Genomic DNA, 13,879 nt, shown 5'->3' with positions numbered 1-13,879 from the left:
CTAAACTCCTTTAAAGTTTTTTATTTATTAAAACGGAAGCTTCGTTTGAGCGCCCAATTTTTGGCCCATAAGGGTTTTTATAAGTTACATTTTCTACACTTTCTTGGATATCTTGAAATATTATTGATAACATGTCAAGGGATGTGTTTACATAGGTTTGTATTATGCAGTTTAAATTTTTGATATTAAGTATTCCAATTTTCAATCTATGTAGATAGTCGTATATTTCTTTTTTGCAAATTGTAGTCAATTTTTCTATAGCTTCGTAAGTTGACTCAAAGTTTTCATTTTTGGTAAATTTTTTCCAAATTTCGTTTCTTTCGCTTTCAACTTCTTTAAAACTTACAAGTGATATTTTTGTTTTATTTACAATATCTTTAAGCCCCATTTCATTTTTATTGTCGATATTTTCTTTTATTTTTAAGTATGACTTATATATTTCTTCTACTAAGAGAAGTTCTTTTTTTAAAACTTCTTTTAGTTCAATTTCAAGTTTTGCTTTCATTTTGATAAAATTAATTATAAGTCATTGTAAATATATTTACAAATCAACTTTGGTTTTTATTGTGTTATAATGCATTAAGGTATGAGTAAGCTTTTTGAGAGAGATGATGATATTGTAGCTCTTGCAACTCCTTTTTTAAGTAGCGCTTTATGTGTGATTCGTAGTAGCGGTGCTTCTTCTATTTCTAAATTTTCTAAAATCTTTTCAAATCATTCGGCTCTTAGTTCAGCCTCTGGAAATACAATTCATTATGGTTATATATTAGATCGTGAGAATAATTGCAAGGTAGATGAGGTTGTTGTTTGCTTGTATCGAGCACCAAAGAGCTTTACAGGGCAAGATGCTATTGAAGTTATGGCCCATGGTTCTGTGGTTGGAATTAAAAAGATTATAGATTTGTTTTTAAAAAGTGGGTTTAGGATGGCTGAGCCTGGTGAATTTACTTTACGTGCATTTCTTGCTAAAAAAATTGATCTTACAAAGGCAGAAGCAATTAATGAGATTGTTTTTGCCAAAACCAATAAAACTTATTCTCTTGCAGTTAATAAGCTTTCTGGAGCCTTGTTTGTTAAAATAGATGCAATAAAAAAAAATATTTTAAATTTTCTCTCAGCTGTTAGTGTTTACCTTGATTATGAGGTTGATGACCATGAGATTAACATTCCTTTTGATTTGATTTTAAATAGTAAAGCTGAGCTTAAAAAATTAATTAATTCTTATAAGATTTATGAAAAAATTGATCATGGTGTTACTTTGGTTTTAGCAGGTTCTGTTAATGCTGGAAAGTCTTCGTTATTTAATTTATTTCTCAAAAAAGATAGATCAATTGTATCTTCATATCCTGGTACTACAAGAGATTATATTGAAGCAAGTTTTGAACTTGATGGTATTTTATTTAATCTTTTTGATACAGCGGGACTTAGAGATGCTGACAATTTTGTTGAGAGATTGGGAATTGAGAAAAGTAATTCTTTAATAAAAGAAGCATCTTTAGTAATTTATGTTATCGATGTTAATTCAAATTTAACAAGAGACGATATCTCATTTATTGATTCAAATAAATCTAATAGTAAAATATTATTCGTTTTAAATAAAATAGATTTAAAAATAAATAAATCTACTGAGGAATTTGTTCGCTCTAGTGTTTTAAATTCTTCAAATTTGATAATGATTAGTACTAAAAATTTAGAAGGAATAGATATTCTTTATGACAAAATAAGGGCGTTAATCTCTTATGAGAGAGTAGAGATTGGTCTTGATGATATAATAATATCATCAAGACGCCAGATTCAACTTTTAGAGAAGGCTTATGCTTTGATTTTAGATTTATTGAGTAAAATTGATCGCCAAGTAAGTTATGATATGTTAGCATTTGATGCCTATGAAATTATTAACTGTTTAGGGGAAATAACAGGAGAAGTTAGTAGTGAAGATGTTCTTAACAATATGTTTAAGAATTTTTGTTTGGGGAAATAAATATGGATTTTGAAGCAATTGTTATTGGAGGAGGGCATGCAGGGATTGAAGCTGCTCTTGCTCTTTCAAGGTTGAATTTTAAAACCTTAATGATTACTCAAAATTTAGATACAATTGGTAAGCTTTCTTGCAATCCTGCTATTGGTGGACTTGCTAAGGGTAATATGGTTAGAGAAATTGATGCTCTTGGCGGTGAAATGGGTCGTATTATTGACTTTAGTATGATTCAATTTAGAGTTTTAAACAAAAGCCGTGGTCCTGCAGTTCAAGCTCCACGTGCCCAAGCTGATAAATTAATGTACCAAACCAAGGCCAAAGAAACTTTGGAGCGTCAAGACAATCTTGATCTTTTTCAAGATACGGTTGTTGATTTTCTTCTTAATTCTATGAGAAATGAAATTGAAGGTGTTGTTACAGAGCGGGGCAATAAGTTTAGAGCAAGCGTTGTAGTGCTTACAACAGGAACGTTTCTTAGAGGTAAAATATTTATTGGTGAGTATAGAGCTAATATGGGTAGACTTGCTGAATTTTCTGCTTATGGACTTGATAAAACTTTGCGTGGTCTTGGATTTGAAATGGGTAGGCTTAAAACGGGTACTCCAGCAAGAATTCATAAAAAAAGTGTGAACTTTTCAAAGACTGAGGTTCAATTTGGAGATTCAGATATTATTCCCTTCTCTTTTTCAAATGACAAGTTAGATAAATCTCAACTTTCATGTTATGTGACCTATACGAATAAAAGAACTCACGAAATAATCAGTGAAAATATGCACTTGTCGCCCCTTTATTCTGGTGAGATTGTTGGTAATGGTCCAAGATATTGTCCTTCTATTGAGGATAAGATAATAAAGTTTAAAGATAAAGATAGACATCAAATTTTTATTGAACCTGAAGGATTTAATACGGAAGAAATGTATCTTAATGGCCTTAGCTCATCTTTGCCTGAAAATATTCAGCAAAAATTGATCAACAGTATTGAAGGACTTGAGAATGCTGTTATTACAAGGCCTGGTTATGCTGTTGAGTATGATTATATAAATCCAATTGAACTTTATCCAAATCTTGAGAGCAAAAGAGTTAAAGGGCTTTTTATAGCGGGTCAGACCAATGGCTCTTCAGGATATGAAGAAGCAGCAGCTCAAGGGTTAATGGCTGGAATTAATGCCGCTCTTAGACTTCAAAATAAAAAGCCAATGATTTTAACAAGAACTAGTTCTTACATTGGAGTTCTTATTGACGATCTTGTTACCAAAGGCACTAAAGAACCTTACAGAATGTTTACTTCTAGGGCTGAGCACAGACTTAATTTAAGGCACGATACTAGTGATAAGCGTTTGATTAAGATTGGGTATGATCTCGGGCTTGTTGATGAGGATAGATATTCAAGATATCTTTTTAAGAAAAGTAGAGTTGAAGAGATAAAGGAACTTTTAAAGCAAAGGCGTCTTAGTTTAAAAGATGTTTCCAATGAACAATTAAAAAAACATGTTAGTAAAGATTTTTATCATATCTTAAAAGATCCTTCTGTTAGTTTAGATAATCTGATAAAGATTGATCCAAGTTTAAATGATTCAAAAGTAATTTTAGAGCAAGTTGAATTTGATGTTAAATATGAAGGTTATATTAATAGACAAAAAGATTTGATTAAAAAACTTCATAATCTAGAACTTGTCAAGCTTCCATTTGATTTTAATTATGAGGTCATTGAAGGCCTTTCAAAAGAAGCTAGAGAGAAATTTTCCAAGGTGCAACCAGCTACTCTTGCTCAAGCAAGTCGGATTCCTGGAATAAGAAGTACTGATATTACTGTTTTGTTTATATATTTTTCAAATCCTAAAAATAAGGTAGTTCTAAATTTTTCTGTATGATAAGTGATATTGAATTTGCTTTGTCGGAGTATAATTTTCAGTTTGTTTACAAAGATCTTCAGAAAATAAATTTATATATAAAAAGAATTTTACTTTTAAATACCAGATTTAATTTAATTTCAAATAGCAATAGTAATTTCAATGCTATTCTTAATCTACACGTTATAGATTCTCTTTTAGGATTGTCTACTATTAAAGAGATTAATCCTTCTGAAGTTCTTGATGTTGGAAGTGGTGCTGGATTTCCAGGTATTGTTTTGGCTATTTTTGACACTTCTAGAAAATATTATCTTTTAGAAAGAAGTAAAAAAAAGTCTACTTTTTTGAAAATGATAAAATTAGAACTTGATTTAGAAAATGTAAAAATTTTAGAATATGAGATTGAAAGAGAAAAAAAGAAGCATGAATTTATTACAATTCGGGCTTTTAGAAGTATGAATGAATATGCTTTAATTTTAAAGAATCTTTTAAAGGATAAAGGCTTAATTATGGCATATAAGGGCAAATTTGATAGAATTAACCTTGAAGTTGGTCAAATTAAAGATTTGTTTAGCAAAATAGAAGTAAAGTCTTTAAATCCAAAATTAAGCGTAGACAGAAATTTGGTTTTGCTTTACAAATAATATTAGTAACTTTTAGGTTTAATTTATATTTTAGAGTGATTTTGACTAGGAGTATTATGAAGAGTAGTTTTCAGATAGATTCAGAAGTAGAGAATGCATTACATTTGATAAATAAATTTAGAAGAGAGGTTTCAAGCAGGGTTCTTGGTCAAAAAGAAATGATAGATGCTATTTTAATGGGGCTTTTAACAGAGGGGCATGTTTTGCTTGAAGGGGTTCCAGGTCTTGCTAAGACTCTTGCAATTCAAACCGTATCTGATGTTCTTGACCTTGAGTTTAAGCGTATACAGTTTACCCCAGATCTTTTACCTTCTGATCTTACGGGTAATATGGTTTATAAAAGTGCTACAGGAACTTTTAAGGTTAGAAAAGGTCCAGTATTTTCAAATGTTATTTTAGCAGATGAAATCAATAGAGCTCCTGCAAAAGTTCAGTCTGCTCTTCTTGAGGCTATGGGAGAAAGACAAGTAACTCTTGGAGATGAAACCCATAGACTTCCAGATCCGTTTTTTGTTCTTGCTACTCAAAATCCAATAGAGCAAGAGGGGACTTATAATTTGCCAGAATCTCAACTCGATAGATTTTTATTAAAAGTTAATGTTAATTATCCATCAGTGCAGGATGAAGTAAGACTTTTGAAAATATTTTCGGTGGATGGGCGTCTTGAAAATATTAAAGTTGCAAAGGTTATGAATGCTTATTCGTTGGCTGATATTAAAAGAACGGTTGGCAGAGTAAAAGTTGATGACAAAATAATGCTTTATATTGTTACTTTAATCTCTGCATCTCGTGAGAGAGATAAGAAAACTTATCCGTTTGCCAAATATATTGAATTTGGCGCATCTCCCAGGGCTTCTCTTAGTTTATTAAAGTGTGCTCGTGTTAATGCTCTTTATGAGGGGCGAATATTTGTTCTACCAGAAGATGTTAAAGCTGTAGCTTACAGTGTGTTAAGGCACAGAATTACACCATCTTACGAGGCAGAGGTAGAGGAAATGAGTATTGATGATATTATTAGAATGCTTCTTTCTGCTGTAGCGCTTCCTTAGGAAATAATTTTTAAATGATGCAAGATAACGAGATAAGTAGTAACACTAAAACCAAAATAAAAGCTTTAAAGTTTTTTTCAAGGAAAATGCTTTCAGAGCTTAATTTTGGTGGTTATCGTTCAATTTTTAAAGGACTTGGTCTTGAATTTCACGAATTTAGACCTTATGAGGATTCTGATGATGCTAGATTTATTGATTGGAATGTGAGTTCAAAAGCTGATAGTATTTTTTCAAAGGTTTTTAAAGAAGATAGAGGGATGAATCTTCATCTTCTTGTCGATAATTCACTTTCCATGAGCTTGGGAGGTAAGGTAAATAAAAAAGATGTTCAGGATTTGTTGGTTTCTATTTTTGCACATATGGCATTCTTTAATAATGATAAAATAGGTGTTACTTTTTTTTCAAGTGGAACAGACAAATTTATACCCTCTAGCAAAGGTCATTCACACTTAGGATTGATATTAAGTGAAACGATCAATAGAAATCTTAAGCCGGGTAGCAGCTTAGCTTATATTTTTAAAAATACGGCAGAATATTATAAAAAAAGATCTTTGGTTATAATTATTTCTGATTTTAAGGCGAATGCTTATTTTAAATCTTTAAATGTTTTAAGTAAAAGACATAATGTTGTTGCTATAAGAATTACAGATTTTTTTGATGAAAATTTTCCTAAAATTGGAACTTTGATTTGCGAAGATGTTGAAACTGGAGAAAATTTTTTAGTTTCAGGTTTTAGCAAATTAACATTAAGTGGTTATAAAAACTATTGGACGCTTGATAAAATAAAATGGAAAAAAGAGTGTATTAAAAAAAATATTAGTTTTATTGAGATTGATACTAAAGAAGATGTTTTCAAAAAACTTAAAATTCTTCTTAAAAAGGGATCATAGATCTTGAAGAGAATTATTTCAAATCTTTTTCTTTTTTTAACCTTATTTTTACATTCTTATGAAATAAAGAATGAAATATTTATGCCAACTCGTTATTATGTTGGTGATTCTGTTGATTTTAAAGTTTCATTAATTTTAAATGATGGTGAGGAATTTTTTCCTGTAGATTTTAAAGAGATTAAAGATGAATTTGTTGAAGTAAATTCGATTAGCTTTAATAATGTAACAAATGAAATAATAGTTAATTTTGTTTCTTTTTATATTGGAAGTAGTTCTCTTCCTCCTATTTATATTGGGGATGTAATTGGTAACGGTAAAAAAAATAAAGTTGTTCTAGATAATATAAAAATAAATACAGATAAGCTAGTATCTAATAATTCTGATTTTAAAATTAAAAATATAGAAGGCGTTTTATTTATTCCTGGAACAAGTACTTATTTGTTTTTATTTATTCTTATTTTGTTTTTGATTCCTTATTTAATTATTAAGCTTTTAAAGCTTTTAAATCGACTTTTAATTTACTTGATAATTAAACATGGACTTAAAAAGCCTTATAAAGTATTGCAAAGACAGTTTGTTATTTTATCTAAATATGCTAAAGAAGGTGGAGATCAAAGTGCATTTTATAATTTAATAAATTCTTCTTTAAGGGTTTATTTATCTAAAAAAACAGGTTTCGACTTTAATGCGATTACTACAACAGAAATCTCTGTAATTTTGCAAGATCTTAAGGTTCCTTACGAGATTCGTTCAACTTTTATTAATACGTTAAGGCTTTCTGATTTTAGTAAATTTAGTGGTGTTGATTTGGTATTTGATAGTTTACCGTTTGTTTTAGAGGATTTAAAAACCGCAGCATCGAATTTTGAAGAATTTAATAGAGGTGCTAATGTTAACATTTAATGAGCCTTTGTATTTGTTTTTATTGGTAATTTTTCCTTTAATAATTTATTTTAATCATTTTTTTAGAAATAGAGGAGGTAAGATAAAGTTTCCAATATCGCTTTATGGTAATTTTAACTCTTTAAAGCTTAAGGATTATAAGTTAAATTTGATGTATTTTTTTACTTATTCTTTTTTGTATTTATCCGCAATGGTTATGGTGTTTGCTTTAGCAGGTCCTTCGGTTTCAAAAAAGAAGATGATACATCTTAGTGCTGGTGCCGACATTGTCATTGTTCTTGACATATCGCCTAGTATGGGGGCTGTTGAGTTTTCTTCTAAGAATAGGCTTGAGTTTTCAAAAGAATTGATTAAACGTTTTATTTCTCAACGTGAAAATGATAACATTGGTTTGGTAGCTTTTGCAAAAGATGCTTCAATTGTAGTGCCTATAACAACAGATAGAGATTTTTTTAATAAAAAGTTGGATGATATTTATATTATGGATTTAGGCAATGGGTCTGCTTTAGGATTAGGTATTTCTATTGCATTGTCTCATTTAAAGCATTCTGAAGCTCCTAAAAGATCAATAATAGTTTTAACAGATGGGGTTGTTAATTCAGATGAGATTTATAAAGATCAAGTAATTAATCTTGCTCAAGGTTTAAATGTTAAGATTTATTCTATTGGTATTGGAAGTTTTGAAGAATTTGGTGTTGAGTTTAAATTAAGATCTGGAAAATTTTATCAAGGAAGTTTGAAAGAGGTTTATGATCCTAGCATGCTTGTTGAGATTTCAAATAAAACAGGAGGACTTTTTTATTCTGTTAATGATGATTTTTCTTTTCAATTTGCAATTCAAGATTTTTCAAAAAAAGAGAATTTGGAGAGGAAAATTAAAATAGCCGTGGACAATAAAGATATTTATAAAGAATTTTTAGTTTTAGCATTTTTTTTATTACTTATTTATTTTATTTTTTCAAAAATTTTCTTAAAAGAGATATTATGAGCATAAATAATTATAGCGCTTTATACTTTTTTTTAATTTTAATGTGGATTTTTTTTGTGTGTATGCTTGACTTTAGGCGAAATATTCCTTTTTTTAAGACCTTAAGCTTTATGTATGGAGACAATTCTTATATTCAAAATTACTACATTAAAAAATTTCTCATGTCAATGTTTTTTATTTTTAGCTTGATTTTCCTAATTTTATCCATTTTGGATATTTCTTGGGGACAAAGAGCTGTTGAGGATGAGAGAAGTAAATTGAGAATTTCTTTTATTTTTGATATTTCTCGTAGCATGTTAAGTGTGGATGAAGGTAAAATTATTAATAGACTTGAGAGTGCTAAAAATATGATTAGCTTAATTTTAAGCAATTTTGAGAGTGCAGAATATTCTCTTACTATTTTTAAAGGTAAGCCTATATTGGTTTTGCCTTTTTCTAAGGATAAAAACAGTTTAAACAAGATGTTAAATTATATAGAGCCTGATTTAATAAGCTCTCCTGGGAGTTTTTTAGGAGATGCTGTTTTTAGTGTAGTCTCTAGTATACAGGACGACTCTTATTATAATTTTTTAGTTATTTTGACAGATGGTGATGATTGGGGAGAAAATAATTATTATAGGTTTTCTAAATTTGTCAGTAATTTGAAGTTAGAAAGTTTTGTTGTTGGAATTGGAGGGAGTAATCCCGTTTTATTTGATTATAAATCAAATGTTAAAGATGAAAGTGGAAATCTTGTTAAAACTGTGATAAATGAAGAAAATTTACTTCTTCTTGCCTCTTCTCTTAAAGGATCATATTATAACTTGTATTTGAAAGGGATTAACTTTGTTGTCAATGATATAAGAAATGGTATAATAAGAAGAACGTCAAATGATATTATACTAGTTGATGTATCAAGGTATAAAATTTTTTTGGTTATTTCGTTGTTGTTTATTTTTATGTATTTATTTGTCAGGATGATAAAGTGGGACGAAACTTTTTAGTGGTTTTATATGCTTGCTTTTTATGTTTGGGTTTTTTGTCTTGTTCAAATGTTAAGTCTATGTCTTTAATGGCTATTGGCAATTATGAATATGTTAGAGGAAATTATCAAAATGCAATTTCAAATTATTACAATCTTGTGGAGGACAAAAAATATTCTGCTTGGGGATATTACAATCTCGGTATTGTATACTATTCTTTGGGAGAGTATGAAAGTTCTCTTAGAATATTCTCTTATGCAAAGAAAACCAATGATATTTTTTTAAATTTTAGTGTAAATTATAACGAGGGGATAATATACTATAATCAAGGACTTTATCATAAGGCTGAAATAGCTTTTAAGGAGGCTTTGAAAATTAATCCTGGCAGTTATAATGCTAAATATAATCTTGAACTTGCAATAATAAAAAAACGGACAGTTCGTGATAGTTTGAATTCTTTAAGTGTAGAAAAAAGTAAAAATTTTGTTGAAAGCAATGAAAATTTTTTAAGGTATATTGAAAATCTTGAGAGGGTTGTATGGTTGAGAAAAATAGACAAGAGCCTGGTTGTTCCAAAAGAAGATTGGTAGTATTTTTTATTTATTTTTTTTCAATCACAAGACTTTATTCTCTTACGGGTATTGATTTTATTCAAAATATTAAAGTTTTAAAGGGTGACAAATTTATTCAGATTGTAAGGCTTAACAATCCTTTGCAAGATATTGATATAAATTTGCTAAAAGTTGAAATCAATAAAGAAGTTCAATCCCATTCTAATGTTTTATCAATATCTAGAACAGCGGATAATAATAACTTTTCTTTTGTTGAGATTAAAGTTGAATATCTTTTTGAGGATCTAGGATTTGTTAAGATTCCCCCATTAAAAGTAATTTATAAAGGTGATTTCTATTTATCTTCAGAGGTAGAAGTTGGTGTTCTAAGGGCTGATGAAATAAATTCTTTTGGTTTGCCGGTTGATTTATATTGGGATCTTGATAAAAAAGAGGTTTATGAATATCAAAGTATTGGACTTGTTTTGCGTTCAAATTGGCTTTCAGATGGCAATTCTAATGAAATGTCTGGATTTTTGCCTGCTATTAAGGATGCAATGATTGAAAAGATGCCTATATTTGGGGATATTAAATATAGAACTTTTAATAATAAAGAAATTTTAGATGTACCTTTTTATAACTTTATACTAACTCCTCTTAAAGACTCAAAAAATGTTTTGATTCCTAGTTTTTCTTTTAATATTGATTCTGGTCTTGTTAGGAAAACCCCCGAGCTTTTATTAAAAGTTAAACCGATTCCCAAAGAGGTTAAATCTTTAGCAGTGGGAACTTTTAGAATTGATTATGAAACTCCAACTTATTCTACAATTGAGCAAGATATATTTACTATTTTAATAAAAATTACAGGTCAAGGGAATTTTCCACATTTTTACTTTCCAGAGATTGAAACTTATAATTCTAAGATTCTTAATAAAAAGAAAAATTATAGTTTTAAACCCTCTAAAAGTGGTTACAAGGGTAGTATTTCTCAAATTTATACAGTTAAGCCCGGCACTAAAGGTAGCGTATTTTTAAATATTGGTGATTTTAATTATTTAGATCCCGCTGATGGGACAGTTTATACCCTTAAAGGAAAGAAATTGAAGTATGAATATTCAGGAGAGTTTAATAGTATAAACAAAATGCAAAATAATGTGGATTCTGATTTTAAACTGTTATCTTATGCTGATATTTTGAATTACAAAAATAAAACTTTTTTATTTTTTGTTTCATACTATTATTTACTTTTGATTCCAGGATTTTTATTATCTTTAGCTATTTTAATTAGCTATAAAAAATTTTTTGCAGCATCAAGTTTTGGGCTAGTTATTTTAATATTGGCTGTTGGCATTAGTTTAAATGCTGTAAATGATGGTCTATTGTCAGAAAAAAATATAAATGATTTGATTGAAAATTATAATACTAAAAATTATGATGCTGCACTTATTAAGATTGATAATATTCTTAAAAAATATCCAAATTATTCAGGACTTTGGTTAAACAGAGCTCTTGTTTTGAGTAAAATGGATAGAGATTTTGATGCTATTTATTCAGCTTATAAAGCATTTTTGGCTTCTCCAAATAATGAAGCCCCCTATAAGGTTATTGATTTGATTGAAGCTAAAAATGGAGTTACAGACAGTATTCGTAACAATAGTTTTATTTTTTCTAATATATTTTTTATTATTAGCTTATTTTTGATAAATTTTTTAGTGGTATCTATCTCTTATAGATTTTTAGCAAAAAATTTAAAAAAAATAATTATATTTTTGCTTTTTTCTGCTGTTTGTTTTACTATGTTTGAAACATATTATTTTTATTCTGAGCAACAATCTGAGGTAGGAATAATTAAAGGTGATTTAGTCTCTCTTTATAAAGTTCCTGACAACTTTTCAAGGAGTTGGAGATTTTTAAAGGGGAATGCAAGTGTTTATATCCTTGACAGCAAAGACGATTTTGTTCTTATTGAAACAAGTTATGGACTTCAAGGCTGGATTCACAAGAACTTTGTTGTGTCTTTGAAAGACAATTTAATCTAAAAAGTAAATATTTATAATATTTTAAAATTTTTTAAAAGGGTTTAATTTTATTTTTCTCTGTATACTATTCTACCTTTTGTAAGATCATAAGGGGATAGTTCAACTTTTACTTTATCTCCAGGAACTATTTTTATGAAATGTTTTCGCATTTTGCCAGATAGATGGGCAAGTACAATGTGCTTGTTTTTAAGTTCTACTCTAAACATGGTATTTGGAAGAGATTCTTTTACAATTCCTTCAGTTTCAATAGCTTCTTCTTTAATATTCAAGACAACCTCCATATTTTTCTCTAATAGGATAAATTTTACATGATTAAACATATCATTTCAATTATTCTTTTTAAGAAATAAAAGCATTATTTTTTGTTTACATTATAAAAAATTGTGTATATAATTACACGGAGTTTTTTAAAAATGTAATTTATAGGGAGGTATCATGCAAAAAGCTAGTTCTGAATATGAATTTATTGAAGAAATAAAAAAATTTCTTTCTGCTGAAAAAAAGGAGATATTGGATTCTATTAAGTCTGTAGAAAATAGCAAAAAGGAAATAATTAATAATGATATGTATCCAAAGGATGTTGTTGATATTGCTTTTGATAATATGGATGGAAATAATCTTGAAGCGTTGGGTTTTGTTGAAAAGAAAAAGTTGAATTTAATAAATCAAGCTCTTTATAGAATTTCTCAAAATTCTTATGGCAAGTGCTTGGCTTGTGAAAAAGAGATTGCTAGGGAGAGACTTTTGGCAATTCCTTATGCTTTTTTATGTATTAGTTGTCAGACAAAAAAAGAAAAAAAGAGCAGAAGATGATACATCTTAAGCTAGTTATTTAATATTGTAATTTCTACTCGTCTATTTTTAGCCTTTAATGGGGACGATTTAGGATATTTTGGTTTTTTAGATCCCCATCCTTTAAATAGTATTTGGTCTTTGTTTTTTACTCTCATTTTTATCAAATAATTTCCAATTGCACGAGCCCTTTTTTCAGAGAGTTCGTGCATCTCTTCTTCCAATCCAAAGTGTTCAGTATGTCCTTCTATTAGCAGGTTATTTTTTTTAAATTTTTCAAGAAGCTCGGCTATAATGTCAAGTTTTTTATATTCTTTTTGCAGTATTTGGAATGAGTCAGGATAAAATTCAATATCAAAACTTAAATTAATTCCCTTATTATTTTTTTCAACGTTAATAGATTTTATTTGTTTTTCTTGGAGGTAATGTTCAACTTCAGTTTCAATGAAATTATCATTTGGAAGTTCAATTGAAACTACTCTTCCAAAGGAGTTTCCAATCATTTTAAAATGTTGGTTGTTGTTCTGTGTTATTTCAAATGTATATTCATCGTTGTATTTATATGTATTGCCAATTTCATTATCAAAATAAATTTTTTGGTTTACTTTTTGATAGAAAGAGATGTTTTTTATATTGTATTGTGATTCATAATTTGAGAAAATTATGTGGTAATGTTTACCGTTATGCTCTTCTTTTCCTTTATATTCGTAGTTAACATTAAATTTTACAACGAAATCTTTTATACTTCTATCTATTTTTGACGCTTCTATATATTCTTCTGCAGGATATGTCCATTTTTCATTTATTTTGATAGGTGTTTTTGGAAATCTTGGAATGCCTCTAACAGAGGGTCTTTTTTGATTTGCTCCTATTATATATTCCCCTTGCTTATTTACGCTGAAGGTTTCTTCAAATTCTTCATTTAATAGGTAAGGTTCATTAATATTTTCTCTTTTTAAGATTCTAAAAAAAGCTTTAATTTTTGCAAAGTTTTCTTGTGTGTCTTTTATTTCGCTTGAAATTTGAATATTGGTTGTAGAATTTGAATTATAATGACCGTTGAAATGTATTTCTTGATTATCTGTACCTTCTAATCTAAACTTTGCACCTTTAATGTATTTAAATGCAAACATTTCAGAAGACAAAGCTAAGTTTTGAACTAAAAATAATAGCAACAATGGCATAGCTGCTTTGGTACCCATTAATAGATTCTATCATAAAAGTATTTAATTT

14 protein-coding genes are annotated in these 13,879 nt (G+C 28.6%); 11 read left to right on the top strand and 3 right to left on the bottom strand.

The window, feature by feature from the left end; translation table 11 throughout:
- Positions 1-10: 10 nt before the first annotated feature.
- Complete coding sequence (locus BVAVS116_RS00865) at positions 11-505, bottom strand: hypothetical protein (RefSeq protein WP_006068620.1); 495 nt, start codon at positions 503-505, stop codon at positions 11-13.
- Positions 506-586: 81 nt separating this feature from the next.
- On the opposite strand from BVAVS116_RS00865, the gene mnmE reads away from it, so the two are divergent.
- From mnmE to BVAVS116_RS00815, 10 genes are read left to right on the top strand one after another with little or no spacing between them, the layout of a single operon-like run.
- Positions 587-1,981, top strand: a complete 1,395-nt coding sequence (mnmE, locus tag BVAVS116_RS00860) for a tRNA uridine-5-carboxymethylaminomethyl(34) synthesis GTPase MnmE (protein ID WP_006068747.1) — start codon at positions 587-589, stop codon at positions 1,979-1,981.
- 2 nt (positions 1,982-1,983) lie between these two features.
- Complete coding sequence (gene mnmG, locus BVAVS116_RS00855) at positions 1,984-3,849, top strand: tRNA uridine-5-carboxymethylaminomethyl(34) synthesis enzyme MnmG (RefSeq protein ID WP_006068402.1); 1,866 nt, start codon at positions 1,984-1,986, stop codon at positions 3,847-3,849.
- Entirely contained in the window at positions 3,846-4,472 is a 627-nt protein-coding gene (rsmG, locus tag BVAVS116_RS00850; protein WP_006068528.1) for a 16S rRNA (guanine(527)-N(7))-methyltransferase RsmG, read from the top strand. Before mnmG ends, rsmG begins: the two co-directional genes overlap by 4 nt.
- Before the next feature lie 56 nt (positions 4,473-4,528).
- Positions 4,529-5,521, top strand: a complete 993-nt coding sequence (locus tag BVAVS116_RS00845; RefSeq protein WP_006068357.1) for an AAA family ATPase — start codon at positions 4,529-4,531, stop codon at positions 5,519-5,521.
- A gap of 14 nt (positions 5,522-5,535) precedes the next feature.
- Positions 5,536-6,411, top strand: coding sequence for a DUF58 domain-containing protein (locus BVAVS116_RS00840; protein WP_006068346.1), 876 nt, complete (start codon positions 5,536-5,538; stop codon positions 6,409-6,411).
- 3 nt (positions 6,412-6,414) lie between these two features.
- Positions 6,415-7,314 carry a hypothetical protein gene (locus BVAVS116_RS00835; protein ID WP_006068589.1) on the top strand — a complete coding sequence of 300 codons (900 nt, stop codon included), beginning with the start codon at positions 6,415-6,417 and terminating at the stop codon, positions 7,312-7,314.
- The gene (locus tag BVAVS116_RS00830; RefSeq protein ID WP_006068640.1) at positions 7,301-8,302 is read left to right on the top strand and encodes a vWA domain-containing protein; all 1,002 of its coding nucleotides are present in this window, start codon (positions 7,301-7,303) and stop codon (positions 8,300-8,302) included. Before BVAVS116_RS00835 ends, BVAVS116_RS00830 begins: the two co-directional genes overlap by 14 nt.
- On the top strand, positions 8,299-9,285 hold the full coding sequence (locus BVAVS116_RS00825; RefSeq protein WP_006068865.1) for a vWA domain-containing protein: 987 nt from the start codon (positions 8,299-8,301) through the stop codon (positions 9,283-9,285). The genes BVAVS116_RS00830 and BVAVS116_RS00825 overlap by 4 nt, the downstream gene beginning before the upstream one ends.
- Positions 9,267-9,854 carry a tetratricopeptide repeat protein gene (locus tag BVAVS116_RS00820; protein WP_006068936.1) on the top strand — a complete coding sequence of 196 codons (588 nt, stop codon included), beginning with the start codon at positions 9,267-9,269 and terminating at the stop codon, positions 9,852-9,854. Before BVAVS116_RS00825 ends, BVAVS116_RS00820 begins: the two co-directional genes overlap by 19 nt.
- Positions 9,848-11,854: an SH3 domain-containing protein gene (locus tag BVAVS116_RS00815; protein ID WP_006068292.1), complete on the top strand. Its 2,007-nt coding sequence runs from the start codon at positions 9,848-9,850 to the stop codon at positions 11,852-11,854. The genes BVAVS116_RS00820 and BVAVS116_RS00815 overlap by 7 nt, the downstream gene beginning before the upstream one ends.
- Before the next feature lie 47 nt (positions 11,855-11,901).
- Here BVAVS116_RS00815 and infA read toward each other — a convergent pair whose 3' ends face one another.
- Positions 11,902-12,123: a translation initiation factor IF-1 gene (infA, locus tag BVAVS116_RS00810; protein WP_002556767.1), complete on the bottom strand. Its 222-nt coding sequence runs from the start codon at positions 12,121-12,123 to the stop codon at positions 11,902-11,904.
- A gap of 166 nt (positions 12,124-12,289) precedes the next feature.
- Here infA and BVAVS116_RS00805 point away from each other — a divergent pair, with 166 nt between their 5' ends.
- Entirely contained in the window at positions 12,290-12,667 is a 378-nt protein-coding gene (locus BVAVS116_RS00805) for a TraR/DksA family transcriptional regulator (protein ID WP_006068557.1), read from the top strand.
- A gap of 11 nt (positions 12,668-12,678) precedes the next feature.
- Here the strand turns inward: BVAVS116_RS00805 and BVAVS116_RS00800 are convergent, their stop codons facing one another.
- The gene (locus tag BVAVS116_RS00800) at positions 12,679-13,848 is read right to left on the bottom strand and encodes an OmpA family protein (protein WP_006068677.1); all 1,170 of its coding nucleotides are present in this window, start codon (positions 13,846-13,848) and stop codon (positions 12,679-12,681) included.
- Positions 13,849-13,879: the final 31 nt, after the last annotated feature.

This window comes from Borreliella valaisiana VS116, from assembly GCF_000170955.2.
Classification (GTDB): domain Bacteria; phylum Spirochaetota; class Spirochaetia; order Borreliales; family Borreliaceae; genus Borreliella; species Borreliella valaisiana.
This window is presented reverse-complemented; position numbering and strand designations above follow the sequence as displayed.